Annotated in this window: 14 protein-coding genes; 4 read left to right on the top strand and 10 right to left on the bottom strand. The window is 69.2% G+C overall.

Going from position 1 to position 16320, the window contains the following annotated elements; genetic code table 11:
• Position 1: 1 nt before the first annotated feature.
• Complete coding sequence (locus LH076_RS05785) at positions 2–886, bottom strand: helix-hairpin-helix domain-containing protein (RefSeq protein WP_227783043.1); 885 nt, start codon at positions 884–886, stop codon at positions 2–4.
• 129 nt (positions 887–1015) lie between these two features.
• Positions 1016–1876: a DegV family protein gene (locus LH076_RS05780; RefSeq protein WP_227783042.1), complete on the bottom strand. Its 861-nt coding sequence runs from the start codon at positions 1874–1876 to the stop codon at positions 1016–1018.
• Positions 1877–1958: 82 nt separating this feature from the next.
• On the opposite strand from LH076_RS05780, the gene LH076_RS16935 reads away from it, so the two are divergent.
• Positions 1959–2081 carry a hypothetical protein gene (locus LH076_RS16935; protein ID WP_265333836.1) on the top strand — a complete coding sequence of 41 codons (123 nt, stop codon included), beginning with the start codon at positions 1959–1961 and terminating at the stop codon, positions 2079–2081.
• A 1-nt stretch (position 2082) separates the two neighbouring features.
• On the opposite strand, the gene leuS is transcribed toward LH076_RS16935, so the two are convergent.
• From leuS to LH076_RS05745, 7 genes are all read right to left on the bottom strand, one after another.
• Entirely contained in the window at positions 2083–4575 is a 2493-nt protein-coding gene (leuS, locus tag LH076_RS05775; protein WP_227783041.1) for a leucine--tRNA ligase, read from the bottom strand.
• A gap of 34 nt (positions 4576–4609) precedes the next feature.
• Positions 4610–5152, bottom strand: a complete 543-nt coding sequence (locus LH076_RS05770) for a DUF5134 domain-containing protein (protein WP_227783040.1) — start codon at positions 5150–5152, stop codon at positions 4610–4612.
• Positions 5149–7152, bottom strand: a complete 2004-nt coding sequence (locus LH076_RS05765) for a primary-amine oxidase (RefSeq protein ID WP_227783039.1) — start codon at positions 7150–7152, stop codon at positions 5149–5151. Before LH076_RS05765 ends, LH076_RS05770 begins: the two co-directional genes overlap by 4 nt.
• A gap of 114 nt (positions 7153–7266) precedes the next feature.
• Positions 7267–8769, bottom strand: a complete 1503-nt coding sequence (locus LH076_RS05760) for an APC family permease (protein ID WP_227783038.1) — start codon at positions 8767–8769, stop codon at positions 7267–7269.
• Positions 8766–9494, bottom strand: a complete 729-nt coding sequence (locus tag LH076_RS05755; protein WP_227783037.1) for an ABC transporter ATP-binding protein — start codon at positions 9492–9494, stop codon at positions 8766–8768. The genes LH076_RS05760 and LH076_RS05755 overlap by 4 nt, the downstream gene beginning before the upstream one ends.
• Before the next feature lie 67 nt (positions 9495–9561).
• Positions 9562–10119, bottom strand: a complete 558-nt coding sequence (locus tag LH076_RS05750) for an FtsX-like permease family protein (RefSeq protein WP_227783036.1) — start codon at positions 10117–10119, stop codon at positions 9562–9564.
• Positions 10120–10138: 19 nt separating this feature from the next.
• Positions 10139–11323 (bottom strand): ABC transporter permease, encoded by a 1185-nt coding sequence (locus LH076_RS05745; RefSeq protein ID WP_227783035.1) that lies wholly within the window; start codon positions 11321–11323, stop codon positions 10139–10141.
• Positions 11324–11489: 166 nt separating this feature from the next.
• Between LH076_RS05745 and LH076_RS05740 the strand changes: the two genes are divergently transcribed.
• A complete protein-coding gene (locus LH076_RS05740; protein WP_227783034.1) occupies positions 11490–13391 on the top strand; it encodes a hypothetical protein in 1902 nt (633 codons plus the stop codon).
• Positions 13392–13558: 167 nt separating this feature from the next.
• Here the strand turns inward: LH076_RS05740 and LH076_RS05735 are convergent, their stop codons facing one another.
• Positions 13559–14887, bottom strand: coding sequence for an aminotransferase class V-fold PLP-dependent enzyme (locus LH076_RS05735; protein WP_227783033.1), 1329 nt, complete (start codon positions 14885–14887; stop codon positions 13559–13561).
• 23 nt (positions 14888–14910) lie between these two features.
• On the opposite strand from LH076_RS05735, the gene trxA reads away from it, so the two are divergent.
• Together trxA and LH076_RS05725 are read left to right on the top strand one after the other, a co-directional pair.
• On the top strand, positions 14911–15267 hold the full coding sequence (trxA, locus tag LH076_RS05730) for a thioredoxin (RefSeq protein ID WP_227783032.1): 357 nt from the start codon (positions 14911–14913) through the stop codon (positions 15265–15267).
• On the top strand, positions 15264–16319 hold the full coding sequence (locus LH076_RS05725) for an NAD(P)-dependent alcohol dehydrogenase (RefSeq protein ID WP_321573734.1): 1056 nt from the start codon (positions 15264–15266) through the stop codon (positions 16317–16319). The genes trxA and LH076_RS05725 overlap by 4 nt, the downstream gene beginning before the upstream one ends.
• The last annotated feature ends 1 nt before the right edge of the window (position 16320 follow it).

Here is a 16320-nt window from a genome sequence, read left to right as displayed (position 1 = left end):
ATCAGACGGTGACGTGCGGCTCGAGCTTGGCCAGCGTGGCCTCACCGATGCCGTCGACGTCGAGGAGCTCCTGCACCGAGCCGAAGCCGCCGTGCTGCGTCCGGTAGTCGAGGATCGACTGTGCCGTCACCGGCCCGACGCCCGGCAGGGTGTCCAGTTGCTCGGCGGTCGCGGTGTTCAGGTTCACGAGGCCACCCGCGGCTGCCCCGTTGTCCGCGCCAGAGCCCGCCGGCGGGACGACGGTCGCCTTCTCATCGACGAGGATCTGCTCACCGTCGACCAGCACCCGCGCCTGGTTGAGGCCGGTCAGGTCGACGCCCTGTCTGACGCCGCCTGCGGCCTGCAGGGCATCGATCACGCGCGAGCCTGCCGGCAGCGTCCTCACGCCCGGCTTGCGCACCTTTCCGGCCACATCGACCGTCACCGACGTCGCAGCACTCGCCCCTCCCGCGGGCTGTGTCGAGGCACCGGCTGAACCGGCTGAACCGGCGGCGGAGACGCCTCCGGCGACCAAGGGTGAGGCCGAGGCGAGCGCAGGTGCCGTCGACGATGTGGAGGTCGCCACCGTCGGCGTGCGGTGAAGCATCCACCAGCACGTCACCGCGAGAGCGATGAGGAGGACCCCCGCGACGGCGCCGACGTGCCACGGCTCCAGCCCCGCCCGCCCCTGCAGCGTCACGGGCAACCAACGGCGCCGACTCGCGTGACGCCCCGGCACCGGAACCGGAGGCGCTGCCGGCAGCACCGCCGGAAGCACGGCCGGAAGCGCCGACGTGTCCTCGACCGGATCGACGAGGCGCAGGGGAGGCGCCCCGTCGGTCTCGGCACGCAGCCCGCTCAGCCGACGCTCGACGGTCTCGGCTCGGAGTCGTTGTTCGGGGCGCATGCGGGCACGCTAGGTCCACGTCTCCCCCGCTCCGGCCCATCCCAGCGACGTCCTGTGGACACCCGAGCCCGACGACCGCCCTGGGGAGAACCGATGGCCCCGCCAGTGACTGACGGGGCCAGCGAGGAATCAGGCCAGCGCAGGCGCCACGACCGCGGCGACCATGCCCGGCCCGACGTGCGCACCCAGCGCGGCACCGAGCTCCGCCACCCGGACCGGCACAGCAAGCTGCTCTCCGAGCCGCGTCGAGAGCGAGTCGGCCAGCGCCTCGGCGCGCTCCGGAGCCGCCAGATGGGCGACGACCACCTCGGCGGCGCCCTCGCCGGCCGCCTCGAGGGCGAGCTCCTCCAGGCGCGCAAGGGCGCGGGTCGACGTACGCACCTTCTCCTTCACCACCACGCGCCCGTCGTCGATGGCGAGGAGGGGCTTGACGGCGAGGGCGGACCCGAGGAGCGCCGACGCGGCACCGACCCGGCCGCCGCGGCGGAGGAACTCGAGGGTGTCGACATAGAAGTACGACGTCGTGGCGTTCGCCCGCGCCATCACCGCCTCCGCAGCCGCGTCCGCCGAGGCACCGGCAGCCAGGGCATGGACCCCGGCCAGGGCAGCGAGCCCGAGGCACGGGCCCACGGCCCGGGTGTCGACCGTGACGACCGGGATCGGTGACGTGCGAGCGGCGAGCCGCGCCGACTCGACGGTGCCGCTCATCTCGCCGGTGACGTGCACGGCCAGGACCGCCGAGGCGCCGTCGTCGGCCAGGCGACTGTAGAGCTCGAGCAGCGACGCCGGGGAGGGACGGGACGTACTGACGTCCTTCTTCCCCATCAACGCGGCCACGATGTCGGCCGGCGCCGTGCCCGGCTCGCCGTCGCAGTGCGTCTCGCCGGCGATGACGACCGGGAGGGCGACGACCTCGATCCCGGCGGCCGCGGCCAGCTCGGCAGGCAGCACGGCCGTCGAGTCCGTCACGACAACGACACGGGACGCCATGGGTGAAGACACTATCCGTCCCTATTCGTCACATCTGTCACACAACCGGATGGGGCCGCCGACCGGGGGTACCCGAGGACTCATGACCGTCGACCTCGAACCGTTCCAGAAGAGCAAACCCAGCCAGGACGCAGAGCTTCCCGGCCTCATCCTGGTGGTCAGTCTGGTGATGATCCTGATGACGCTCGCGCTCCTGATGAGCTGAATTACAGAACGATATTCACCAGCTTGGGCGCCCGCACGATGACCTTCTTCGGCGCAGCGCCACCAAGCGCGGCGACCACCGCGGGGTCGGCCAGCGCAGCAGCCTCGAGCTCCGCCTCCGAGATGGAGGGCGAGACCTCGAGCCGACCGCGGACCTTCCCGCCGATCTGCACCACGGCGGTGACGGCGTCCTCCACGAGCAGAGCCGGATCGACGGCCGGCCAGCCGGCGCGAGCGACCGTGGGCTCGTGGCCCAGCCGCTCCCACATCTCCTCGGCCGTGTAGGGCGCGACGAGCGACAGCAGGATCGCGACCGTCTCGACCGCCTCGCGCACCGCCGGGTCGGCACCGCCGGCACCGGAGTCGATCGCCTTGCGGGTGGCGTTCACCAGCTCCATCAGACGGGCGACCATCACGTTGAAGCGCTGTGACTCGATCAGCTGCTCGGCCTCGGCGATGGTGCGGTGCGTGAGGCGACGTACGGCAACATCACCGGTCGCCGGATCGGCGTCCACAGGCGAGGTGACGTCGCCGGAGAGGCGCCAGGCACGCTGCAGGAAGCGGAGCGAGCCGCCGGGCGAGACGTCCTGCCAGTCGATGTCGTCCTCGGGCGGGCCGGCGAAGACCATCGTGAGGCGGGTGGCGTCGACGCCGAACTCGTCGATCACGTCGCCGAGGTTGACGCCGTTGCCGAGCGACTTGCTCATCGCCTTGCCGCCGTTGATGACCTGGCCCTGGTTCATCAGCGCCTTGAACGGCTCTGTGAAGTCGAGCAGGCCCATGTCGTGCAGGACCTTGGTGAAGAAGCGTGAGTAGAGCAGGTGCAGGATCGCGTGCTCGACACCGCCGACGTACTGGTCGACGGGCATCCACTCGCGGGCCTTGGCCGGGTCGAACGCCTGGGTGTCATCGGCCGGGTCGAGGTAGCGCAGGAAGTACCACGACGAGTCGACGAAGGTGTCCATCGTGTCGGAGTCGCGCAACGCCTGCCCCCCGCACGACGGGCACTCCACGTTGACCCACGCCTCGGCCGCCGCGAGCGGCGAGACGCCCTTCGGCTTCAGGTCCTCACCCCGTACGTCGTCGGGCAGCCGCACCGGCAGGTCGGACTCCGGCACGGGGACCTCACCGCAGGCCTCGCAGTGGATGATCGGGATCGGCGCACCCCAGAACCGCTGTCGCGACAGGAGCCAGTCGCGCAGGCGGAAGTTGACCGTGCCGGTACCCGTGCCGTCAGCCGTGAGCTTGGAGATCATCGTGGCGATGCCGTCGGCCTTGCCGCTGACGCCGTCGAGCGCGGGCGAGTTGATGTAGGCGCCGTCGCCCGTGGTCGCGACGAACGAGACGGCCGGGTCCTCGGCCTCAGCGACGTCGATGACCGCGCGCACCGGCAGGTCGAAGACCTTCGCGAAGTCGAGGTCGCGCTGGTCGTGAGCCGGCACGGCCATGATCGCGCCGGTGCCGTAGTCGGCCAGCACATAGTCGGACGCCCACACCGGCACCTGCTCGCGGGTGACCGGGTTGGTCGCCGTGATGCCGAGGTCGACGCCGGACTTCGGGCGGTCGGTCGCGAGACGGTCGATGTCGGAGGCCTTGCGGACCTCGACCAGATAGTCATCGAGCGCCTGGCGCTGCTCGGGCGCGACGATCTCCGCGGCCAGCGCGGCGTCGGCGGCGACCACCATGAAAGTGGCACCGTAGAGCGTGTCGGGACGCGTGGTGAAGACCGTCACCGTGCGCGTTTCTCCCGAGGAGAGCGAGAGCGTGAAGTCGACGTGCGCACCCTCGGAGCGGCCGATCCAGTTGCGTTGCATGGCGAGCACGCGCTCGGGCCAGGTGCCGGCGAGGTCGTCCATGTCGTCGAGCAGCCGCTGGGCGTACTCGGTGACCTTGAAGTACCACTGGTTGAGCTCACGCTTGGTGACCTCGGCGCCGCAACGCTCACAGGTGCCGTCGGCGAGGACCTGCTCGTTGGCCAGCACGGTCTGGTCGTTGGGGCACCAGTTGACCGGCGAGTCCTTGCGGTAGGCCAGCCCGCGCTCGCGGAACTTCAGGAAGAGCCACTGGGTCCAGTGGTAGTACTCCGGGTCCGACGTGTGCAGCCGGCGCGACCAGTCGAAGGAGACGGCGTAGCGCTTGAACGACTCGGCCTGCGTCTCGATGTTGGCGTAGGTGAACTCGCTGGGGTGTTGGTTGCGCTTGATCGCGGCGTTCTCGGCGGGCAGGCCGAAGGAGTCCCAGCCGATCGGGTTGAGGACGTCGTACCCCTTCTGCCACCAGTAGCGCGCGATGACGTCGTGCAGTGCCATCACCTCGGCGTGACCCATGTGCAGGTCACCGCTCGGGTAGGGGAACATCGTGAGCGCGTAGCGCTTCTCGGCACCGTCACGGGCACCGGCCTTGAACGGGTCGAGCCGCTCCCACACCGGGCGCCACTTGGCCTGGAGGGCTTCCGGGTCGTACGTGATCTCGACGTCGCTGCTCTGCTCGCTCATAACGAGGCGCAAGCCTACCGAGCGTGAGCCGCGCTCAGACCATCGAGCCGAGCATGGCGACCATGCCGAGCCCCATCACCGCATCCCGCACCCGCCCACGGGAGAGCAGCGCGCCGACGAGTACCCCGGTGACGGTGAGGGAGAGCCACAACAGCGGCGTCTTCAGCACCGTGAGCCCGGACGTCGGTACGCCGACATGGTGCATGCCCGGCATCGCCTGCTCGACCGGCGCGGAGGCGCCCGTGCGCGGCGGCAGCATCACCCAGACCATCACCGCCATCGCGAGGGTGCTCACGCAGAGGCCGCCGGTGACCAGGCCGGGGCGGGCGAGGAACCGCAGCGCCGCCCAGCCGAGCCCTGCCAATGCGCCGAAGAGGAGGACCGCTCCGAACGGCCGGGACAGCGGCAGCAGGAACATCGCCGCCATGGCCACCGCCATCAGGAAGTGCACCGCCTCCTCGGCACGACTCCTGGCTCCGGCACAGGGCGTCCGGCTGAGCCGGACGAGTTGCAGCCCGCAGTGGGCGGCGACGGCCAGCATGGCCGCGCCACCCACTGCAGGAAGGAGACCGATCACGCGATCGGCGCCCCGTGACCGTGGTGCATGCTGCAGTGCCCGCCGGCAGGCGTCGACGGCGGAAGGTCGAGGGCCGGGTTGCCGTCGAAGAAACCGACCGGCTTGAGGTGGAAGCCGATGTAGGCCACCGGCATCACCGGCCAGTCCTCAGGCCTCACGATGTGGTGCGTACCGAGGGTGTACCAGAGCACCACGTCGGTGTTCTCCAACGGAGCGTCGTCCTCGAGGTAGACCGGCAGTCCCTGCATGTCGGCCGACTGCGCCATGTAGTCGCCGGCGGCGTACATCTCCTCGGGGTCGTACGCCGTCACCCACACCGGCTTCTGCACGAACCGTGCCCGGTCGTAGATGTAGGAGCCCTTCTGGACGAACGGTGCGACGACAGCGCGGGGCTCGAGCTTGTAGGCGGTCTTCTCCCCCAGCTCGTTGACCTTGTCCGAGGCGATCTTCCAGTAGCGGTTGGTCTCCCACTTCCAGTCACGCGCCCCGTCCCTCTCCGACGTGATGGGCGTCGCCTGCGTGTACCAGGCGTTGTTGTAGGGGTTCTCGTCCGCCGACTCCACCAGCGAATCGATCTCGTAGACGGTGTTGTTCGGACCGTCGATCGCCATGTCCATCCGGACGTTGAAGAAGTGCTGGTGGTGCGGGCCGTAGATCCCGGGCGCGACCAGGTTGCCGTACTTGGGCTTCTCCTCATCGGCCCACGAGCCGGTGGTCAGGACGCCGCTGAGCTTGACCTCGTACTCGATCGAGCCGTCGGTGTAGAGGTACCAGAAGAAGCCGTACTCATAGTTGCCGACCGTGCAGATCATCGAGATCACCAGTCGCCGCGAGCGACGCACCTCGACCTCCTCGGTGCGGAAGTCGGTGTGCTTCCAGGCGATGCCGAAGTCCTCCTCGTGCATGCAGACCGCGTTGGGGATCGTCACCGCCTCGCCGGCGGAGTTGTTGACGATGCCGTCGAAGTAGAAGATCTCGCCGAGGCAGTCACAGCCGAGGGTGAGCGGGTTGGCGCTCATGCCCATGCCGACCTCGCCCATGTCGAAGACGTTCTTGTTCCAGTGGGTCGGTGCGACGTCGCCGTACGGCACCACCATCTCCGAGAGCGCGGCGCGATACATGATGGGACGCTCGACGCCCTTGTCGTTGTAGGTGATCGTGTGCAGGACGAGGCCTTCGCGCGGGTTGAACGCGACGCGGAATGCCCACTTCTGCCAGGTCACGCCGTAGCCGTCGACGGTGTAGCTCGGGCCGTCGGGTTGGGTGATGACGATGTCCTTGACGTCGGTGCGGAAGCCCTCGAACGCAGGGCGGTTGTCCGGGTCGAACATGCCGTGGTGCTCGGAGTAGTTGCCGGACTTCGGCGGGAGCGGCACGACGCCGTGGTCCACCACGTCGATCACCTTCTCGGCGTCCATGTCGTAGGTGACGATGACGCCCTCGACGGGGCGGGCGTAGCCGTGCTCGCCGGGTGCCGAGCGGACGAAGGAGAGCGGACGGCAGATCGTCGGGCTGTTCTCGAACGCGTCCTGCGGGCCCATGTAGCCGGCCGGCCACGGGTCGACCATGACGAGGTCGAAGTCCTCCACACCCCGCTTGCGCATCGCCTCCTGCCAGCGCTCGTCCTCCTTGACCTTGAGCTCGACGCCCATCATCGCGTCGGAGAGGTACGACGGGAACCGGCCAGGCACGGGCGTCCACCCCTCCACCTCACCGGTCGCGAGATTGACGATCACCTCGGTGATGAGCTTGGCGGCGGCGTCGTACGCGACGACGAAGGCCTTGCGGTCGGGGTAGTCGGTGGGGTCGAACTCGAGCGTGGCCGGCTTCGCGGGCTCCTCGAGCGAGATCATCACGAACTTCAGGGTCTCGGTCGAGCGCGGGTCGGCCTTGGTGAGGGCGGCGGCGCGCTCGATCTCGGGGCCCGAGAGCGGGTCGAGCGGGTGGCTGGTCGCGGCGCCGGGGCTGTCGGTAGGGGCGATCGGGGTGTCGAGGGTCATGTCGTTTCCTCTCGTGCCGCGGTGTGCGCAGCAGGAATGTGGTGGTGATGAATCGATTCGTCAGGAGGGGGGACGCCGACCCGGGCGAGGGAGGTGCCCGGGCCGGCGCGTGTGTCAGGCGGTGCCGGGCTCCGTGAGGTCGAACTTCGCGAGGTGGGCCAGGGAGTCCTCCTCGTTGAGCTTCGAGGCGGCGCGACGCCCGAAGAAGTAGACGAGGCCCATGCCGACGAAGACGCCGGCGGTGATCGCGATGACCCAGGTGGCCCAGGTGCCGTTGCTGACGTCAGCGGTCCACGAGACGGCGATCGAGTAGTAGATGCCGACGGCGGTGCCGACCATGCCGACGAGGCAGGTGGCCCAGACGGCCGGCGTGCCGCCGGGGATGCGCCAGAAGTCCTCGGTCGCGTAGCGGTCGGCGTACTTCACCCGGGCGATGAGCGGCGGGATGAAGAAGAAGAAGCCGCTCAGGAGCCAGACCACGGACAGGCCGCCGGTGAGGTAGAGCGTCACGTGCTCCATCGACGCCTGCGAGAAGAGGCCGACGAGGATGAGGGACGAGATGACGCCCTGGACCAGCAGGGCCGTGACGGGGTTGCGGGTGCGCGGGTTGAGGTGCGTGAAGATGCGCGGCAGGTGCTTCTCCAGGCCGGAGACGAAGATGAGGCGCGAGTAGGCGATCTGGTACGTCGTCATGGCGATGAAGACGATGACCAGCATGCCGAGCGCGGCGATCTCCATGAGACCCGGGAAGCCGGCCTTGTCGAGGACACCGACCACGCCGGTGACCGAGTCGAACTTGCCCGGCTCCTCGATGAGGAACGTGGAGATCGTGGTGAGCAGGTAGATCACCATCAGCGAGATGGAGCCCCAGAAGATCATCTTGGTCGCCGAGCGCTTCACCGAGAGGAACTCCGCGCCCATGTTGAAGGGCGTCTCGACGCCGACCAGGTAGAGCAGCACGGTGCCGAAGAGGAAGCCGCCGGTGGCGAAGTTAGGGACGGTCACGTCCTTCCACGAGAAGTCGGTCGCCGAGCCGTGCTTGCCCGCCCACAGCACGCCGCAGACGAAGAGCACGACGGTGAGGACGCCGTAGAAGACGAAGACGCCGTTGATCACCTTCTGGTTGGCCGCGAGCTTGGCCAGCGACATGCCGACGATCGCCCACAGGATCACCAACTGGAGGATCACCGACACGGTCACGCCGAGCGTGCTGTGGAAGGCGAGGAGCGCCAGCTGCAGGATGATCGCCGGCGAGGAGGCGCCGTTGAGGATGACGGGGATCCAGGACAGGAAGCCGCCCACGAACGCGGCACCCTCCCCCATCGTGCGGTGGGCCCAGATGTAGACACCGCCCTGGCCCGGCCAGAGGTTGCCGAGCTCGGAGACGGCGAGACCTGCGGGGAGCAGGAAGAAGACCACGCCGAGCACCCAGAACGGGATGGCCTGCCAGCCGGCGCCCGCCATGATGGACGAGCCGGTCAGCCAGCAGATGATGAAGACGTACGTCGATGTGAGGCCGAAGGTGGTCATCACCTTGGGCAGGATCTGCTCAGGTACCAGCTCGGTCGTCAGCAGAGTGTCGCGGCCGGTCGGGGCGGCCTGGCTCTCCAGTGTCATGCGATTCCTTCCGTGGGAACGATCTGACCATCCTTCAAGCGCACGACCCGGCTGGCGTGTTCGGCCACGGTGGGGTCGTGCGTGCTGGCGACGACGGTGACGCCCAGCTTGAAACAGAGATCCTTGAGCGTCTCGACGACGATCTCGCCCGTCTTGTGGTCGAGGTTGGCGGTCGGCTCGTCGGCAAGGATCAGCTTGGGGTTGGAGATCAGCGAGCGCGCGATCGCGGTGCGCTGCTGCTCGCCGCCCGACATCTTGGTCGGGACGTGGTCGAGGCGGTGGCCGAGGTTGACCAGGTTGAGCAGGTCGACCGCGCGCTGGCGCAGCGCCTTGCGGTCGTAGGGCTCGAACATCAGCGGGAGCTCCACGTTCTCCGTCGCCGTGAGGAACGGGATCAGGTTGTAGCTCTGGAAGATGAAGCCGAGGGTGTCGTGTCGCAGCGAGGCGAACTGGCTCTCGGTGATCTTCGAGGTGTCCTGGCCGTCGATGACGATCGTGCCCTTCGTGGGCCGGTCCAGGCCGCCGATCATGTTGAGCAACGTGGACTTACCCGAGCCCGACGGGCCCATCAGGCAGACGAACTCGCCGGGATAGACGTCGAGCTGGATGTCGCTCAACGCCTTCACCACCTCGTCGCCGAGCTTGTGCAGCTTCCACACGTCGCGCACGGAGACGACCGGTGGGGCGCTGCCCGGCATCGGGGCGGCGGGACTGGTCTCGGTCACGGTCATGTCTTCTTCTCCTGGTCTCTGCTTCTCGTGCTGCTGCTCGTGCTGCTGTCCACGCTGTTGCTCAGGCGGTGAGGGACTTGATGGGCGGCTGGTTGACGGCCCGGTACGTCGGCACGATCGACGTGACGATGGCGGCCACGATCGAGACGCCGACGGCGATGAGGACGCCCTGCAGCGTTCCGCTCCAGGACACTCCCGAGGAGGCCATGCCGGCCGCATCGAGGGCGAAGCCGACGACGGCGGCGAGCACGGCGCCGCCGAGCGCGCCGGCGACGGCAGCGACGACCGGCTCGACGAGGAGGGCCGTGACGACGGGTCGGGCCGGGACGCCGTTGGCCCCGAGGACACCGATCTCTCGGGCGCGGTGGGCGATCGTCCGCGTGGTGGAGACTGCGACCTCAACGACGCCGACGAGGAGGACGGTGACGGCGATGAGCACGATCGCACGACCCATCTCGTCCGCATGGCCGAGCGAGGCCGACTGCTTCTTGATGCCGGCCGACATCGCGAAGACGATGACGACGAGGAAGGCTCCAGTGGCCGTCGTGACGGCGGGGAGCAGCATCTCCTTCGCGCGTCGGCGCGAGGAGAGGATCCCGTAGGCGAGTCCGAACTTCATGGCTGACTCCTTGGTCCGTTCAGTCCGAGAGCAGGTGGACGGGCCGCTGCTGCAGCAGCCGATGGACGGGGACGAGGGCACCGACGATCGCCATGGCCGGCACGAAGCCGAGCACCATGCCGGCCGCCTGGAGCCAGGCCATGGGGGTCGCGATGCTCGGGATGACCAGCCAGACCGCCACACCGGCGGCGCTGATGCCGAGGACCCAGGAGAAGAGGAAGACGATACCGGACTCCACGAGGAAGAAGTAGAGGACCTCGTCGGCCAGGCCGATCGAGCTCATGATCCCGAACTCACGCCGTCGCTCCTGCACGCTGGCGAGGAAGGAGGAGACCGCGATGACGAAGCCCAGGATGAGGCCGATGATCGAGATCAGGCCGAGGGTCGAGCTCGTCACCTGTCCGGAGAAGATGGCGGCGTACTTCTGGTTGAAGTCGAGGACACCCTGGCCGCCCACGGTGGCGTAGGCCAGCGGCTTGCCGCCGCTCGGCTCCACGGTGGGGTCGGTGGTGGTCGTGATCCCGCTGGCGCTCTGGAAGAACGGCCCGAGGTCGAGGCGGCCGCTGTCGGCGGCGGACTCGCTCACGGTGGTCCAGCCGACGTCCCCGACGACGGCCTGGGCCATCGCGTCCGACGTCGTGAGGATCGGGCCGTCACCCTTCACGTCCACGATCAACGCATGGCCGTCGACGTCGAGCGAGTCACCGCTCTTCAGGTCGAGCCGGTCGGCGAGGTCGGAGCCCACGGACGCCGTACCGTCGGCGACGGACTCCGAGCCGTAGACCGCGACATGGCCCTCCGGGGACTTCCAGATCCCGGCGATCGTCGGATGCGCGGTGTAGCCCTGGGGCACCTCGAAGGAGGCCGGAGCACCCTTGGCGACCAGTGCGCCGGCCTCGCTGTCGTAGACCACGCCGGCCGGCGGGACCACCCAGAGGTGGCTGCCGTTCACGGCCCGGGAGACGGCGTCGGCACCGGTGAAGGCGAAGCTGGTCGAGATCGTGCGGACCACGGTCACCGCCATGATGGCGAGGGCGATGCCCAACGCAGCGAGGATGAAGCGCTCGGGGCGGCGCCGGATGTTGGCGAACGCGAAGCGGAGCAGGCGTCCGAAGCTTCCGCCGGGCGAGGACGGGAGCGCGGTCGCAGTGGCGGAGCCGGCCCCACCGTCGGTCGTAGCGAGGATCGTCTCGGTGGCTGTCACGGAGTCGATCGTGAGCGCGAAGTGTTTCCGGCGAACCGTTTCGGCAAACCCCGTCAGGTAAAACCCATGGCCCTGTATGTAACGCGCGGGTAAGGCGTAGATCCGGCACGGCCGGTTCGCCCCCCGTTCATCGGGCCCTCATCCGCAGGGTGGACCATCGCCCCTCGTGCGTCTGCCCCGTCCGATCGTCCTGACCGCAGCAGTCGTCCTGGTGGCAGGGGCCACGATCTCGCTCCTGGGAGCATGGCGCACGGGCATCTCGTGGGACGAGAGCTACCACGTGATGCGGCTGCGGAACCTGCTCGAGCACGGGTGGTACCTCCTCGACCAGGACCTCGACGGTGACCGGCCCGGCGACTGGGAGAGCCAGAAGTACGTCTATGGCCCGGTCGCCGCACTCCTGCTGCACGCATGGACCGTCCTCTGGGGCGGAGAGTCCTGGGGCGCCGTGTCGGCGAGTTCGCACGCCTATGCGCTGCGGCATGTCGGGGTGGCGCTGATCGGTCTCGTCGGTGTCGGTGCGACCGCCGGAGTGACACGGGCCCTGACCCGGCGCTGGGACCAGGCGCTCCTCGCTGCCGCGGTCCTCGTGTCGGTGCCGACGTGGACCGGCCACTCGATGTTCAACGTCAAGGACGTACCGGTCGCGACGGGTTACACACTGGTCACCCTCGGCTGCGTGCTGCTCCTCTCCCCCCGTCTGCGCAACCGCCGCGGGCTCGCGGCGCTGCCCCTGCTCGCTGGCCTGGTGCTGGCCATCGGCACGAGGCCCGGCATCTGGCCCGGCGTCGGGCTGGCCTGCTTCGTCACCGTCCTCGTGCTGGTCATGCGGAGGGAGTGGTGGCCGGCTGCGCTGGCGCTGGTCACCGGGGTGGCGGCGTACGGACTGCTGGTGGTGGCGTATCCGAACGTCTTCGACAACCCGGTCGCGACGTTGCTGCACTCGGTGGGTGAGTCATCCGACTTCGGCGACAAGCCGGGGCAGTGGTGGTACCTCCCGGTCTTCCTCGCCGTGGAGCTTCCGACCCTCTGGTTGGTCGCGGGCGCAGTCGGGGCGGTGATCGCCGTACGCCGCTGGCGCTCCCCCGGGCTGGTGATCGTGCTCGCGCAGACGTTCGCGCTGCCGGTGCTGGCGATCGCGCACCGCTCCAACATCTACACGGGCATCCGGCAGTTCCTCTTCGCCGCTCCGGGACTGGCGGTGCTGGTGACGCTGGCCGTGGTGGCGCTGCTGGAGGGCCGTCGGCGACGGTGGGCGACGTGGCTGGTCGGCGCGGCGTTGGTCGCGCCGATGATCGGTGAGGGCATGCTCTTCCCCTACGTCTACGCCTTCGAGAGCGCACCGGCCAACCTGGCGGTGCCGGTGCTCGCCAAGCACGACAAAGCGCTCGAGGTGCAGACCGACTACTGGCGGACCTCCGTGCGCGAGTTGGCGCCCTCGGTGCCGAAGGACGCCTTCGTGACCTGCTCGCCAGAACTGCGTGACGACATCTTCTGGCGTCACTCGAGCGAGACCTCCGACGACTGCAGCCACGTCCTGATCAGTCCGCTGGCGGCGTACGACGACAGGCGGGTACTCACCTGGGGCGGCTCGGCCACGGAGTTCGTCGCCGTGCGTCAGGGCAATGGCACCATCGCCTCCAACTGCACGGAGCTCGACTCGATCTCGCGCCGCCTGTGGTGGCGGAAGCTGACCATGTCGACCGTCAGCCGCTGCGAGCTGCACCTGCCCGACTACGCCGGTCCCATCACGTTCACCGGGTCCGGGGCCGGCGCGGGCTACCTGCTCGGCGGGTGGTGGTTGCACCCGAAGAACGACTTCGACGGACTGGCACCGGGCGAATCGGGCGAGCTGGGCTTCATGGCCCCGCACCCCGGAGCGCTGACCCTGGCCGTCGACGCAACGGGATCGCCTTCCCTGACGGTCAACGGCACAGCGGTGGCGCTCGACGCCTCAGGTCACGCCGCTGTTCCTGCCGCCATCGCCGAAGCCTGGCAGGGGCGCGTGGTCGTGCGCGTCACAGCTGCGGCCGACGACGTGCGGTTCTTCCATCTCTCGGTCCGCTGAGCCCCCGGCCTGCGTCCGGGACGAGGTCGCCCGACCACCGGGGCGCGACCGGGTGAAATCGTCCCGGACACGCGCGCGTCCGGGACGAGGTCGCCCGATCGCCGGCGACTGACGGGGGCCGATCGTCCCGGACGATGCGAGGTGCCGCCCAGAACGGCCCAGCGGGATCAGTCGGGGGCGCAGATGCCTGCGGTATCAGCGAGGGCGAGGAGGCCGTCGATCTCGGGGAGCGGGCGGTTGTCGTTCTCGAGGTGCCAGAGTCCGTCGACGAGGCGGTAGTCACCCTTGATCTGCCCGTTGACGAAGGCGCGCAGGCCCTCGATCAGCCGGTCGACGTCCTCGCTCGTGGTGCCGAGGCCGACGCTGACCCGGACGGCGCCGAGCGGGAGGTCGAGACGGGCCAGCAGCGGATGGGCGCAGAAGCGGCCGTCGCGGACGCCGACACCGTGCTCGGCGGAGAGGTACGCCGCGACGTAACCAGGCTCGGCGTCCTCCATGGTGAAGGTCACGACGCCGACGGGCTCGTCGGAGTCTACCCAGAGACGCGCGATCCGCACGCCCTCGATCGAGGTGAGGCCGGAGACGAGGCGGTCGCGGAGCGCTGTCTCGTGCTCGTGCCAGGTCTTGGTGTCGAGTGCCTCGATCGCACGGCAGGCGGCAGCCAGCGCCACCGCGCCGACGAGGTTGGGCGTGCCTCCCTCGTGCCGCGCCGGGCCGTCGGTCCAGCTCGTGTCGCGGAGCTGCACCTGGCGCACGGCGCCACCGCCCGAGAGATAGGCGGGGCCGTCGTCGAGCCAGTCACGGCGGCCGACGAGCGCGCCGGCGCCGTACGGGGCATAGAGCTTGTGGGCGCTGAAGGCGACATAGTCGGCGTCGCTCTCCGCGAGCGAGAACCGGCGGTGGGCCAACAGTTGCGCCCCGTCGACGAGCACGCGGGCACCGTGCTCGTGGGCGACCGCGATCACCCGGTCGAGCGGCAGGGACTCCCCCGTCACGTTGGAGGCGCCGGTGACGGCGACGAGCGCGTAGGCCTCACCCTCGAGCTCGGCCTCGATCCGATCGAGGGTCGCGGTGACGGTGGGCGAGCCGACGACGATCGTGACGCCCTGCGGGTGGTTCTGCCACGGCAGGAAGTTGGCGTGGTGCTCGACGTCGATCACCAGGACCTTGCCGGGGACGACGCTCGCGAGCAGGTTGATGGAGTCGGTCGTGTTCCTCGTGATGATCGTCAGGTCGCCCTCACGGGCGCCGACGAAGGCACCGATCTCGGTGCGCGCCTCCTCGTAGAGCGCGGTCGAGACCTGCGAGAGATAGCCGGCGCCGCGGTGCACGCTCGCGTACCAGGGCATCACGTCGGCCACCCGGTCCGCGACGCTCTGCAGGGCCGGCGTACTGGCGGCTCCGTCGAGGTTGGCGTAGGTCACCCAGTCGCCGTCCAGCACCGGCACCTGCGTGTCGGCACCGACGAGAGGCAGCAGCGCGGGGATTTCCCTCATGGGTCGGATCCTAGAGTGGGGACATGGCCACCACCGATCTGACCGCTGCCTCCTTCGAGCAGACCGTCATCGACAACGAGATCGTCCTCGTGGACTTCTGGGCCTCCTGGTGCGGTCCCTGCCGCCAGTTCGCGCCCGTGTACGACGGCGCGTCGGAGCAGCACCCCGAGATCGTCTTCGGCAAGGTCGACACCGAGGCCGAGCAGGCGCTCGCCGGTGCTGCGAAGATCACCTCGATCCCGACCCTGATGGCCTTCAAGAAGGGCCACCTCGTCTTCTCCCAGCCCGGCGCGCTCCCGGCCGAGGCACTCAACGAAGTCATCAACGCCGTCATCGCCCTCGATGTCGACGCCGAACTCGCAAAGGAATCCGACCAGTGACCCTCACCGTCTCCGCCTACGGTGCCTCCGACCCGACGAAGCCGCTCCACCCGCTCACGATCGAGCGCCGCGACCTGGACCCGCACGACGTCCTGATCGAGGTGAAGTACGCCGGCATCTGCCACTCCGACATCCACACCGTCCGAGGCGAGTGGGGCAGGCAGCCGTGGCCGGTCGCACCCGGCCATGAGATCGCGGGCATCGTCACCGAGGTCGGTCCTGAGGTGACGAAGTTCAAGGTCGGCGACCGCGTCGGCGTGGGCTGCATGGTCGACTCCTGCGGCGAGTGTGCGCAGTGCCTCGACGGCGAGCAGCAGAACTGCGAGAAGGGCGTGGTCTTCACCTACGCCAGCACCGACAAGCACGGCCAGACGACCCACGGCGGCTACTCCACGCACATCGTCGTCACCGAGGGCTTCGTCCTGCGGATCCCCGACGGCCTCGAGCTGGATGTGGCCGCGCCGCTGCTGTGCGCCGGCATCACGACGTACTCCCCGCTCGCGAACTGGGGCGCCGGCCCCGGCAAGCAGGTCGCGGTCGTCGGCCTCGGCGGACTCGGCCACATGGCGGTCAAGATCGCCGCCGCGATGGGTGCCGAGGTGACGGTGCTCTCCCAGTCGCTGAAGAAGCAGGAGGACGGCCTGCGGCTCGGCGCGACGTCGTACTTCGCGACCTCTGACCCGACGACGTTCCGCAGCCAGCGCCGCCGCTTCGACCTGATCATCAACACGATCAGCGCGACGATGGACCTCGACGCCTACCTCGGCCTGCTCGCCCCCCGCGGTGCGATGGTCTGCGTCGGCATGCCGCCGGAGCCGATGAGCCTGCACATCGGCTCGGTGATCGGCGGCGGCAAGGCGCTCGCGGGCTCGAACATCGGAGGCATCCCGCAGACCCAGGAGATGCTCGTCTTCTGCGCCGAGCATGGTCTCGGGGCCGACATCGAGGTGATCAGCGCCGACCAGATCAACGAGGCCTACGAGCGCGTACTCGCCTCGGACGTGCGCTACCGCTTCGTCATCGATACGGCCACTCTGCCTGCTCTCAACTAAC

Origin of the sequence: Nocardioides sp. Kera G14, assembly GCF_020715565.1 — a bacterium.
In the GTDB taxonomy this organism is placed as follows: Bacteria; Actinomycetota; Actinomycetes; order Propionibacteriales; family Nocardioidaceae; genus Nocardioides.
This window is presented reverse-complemented; position numbering and strand designations above follow the sequence as displayed.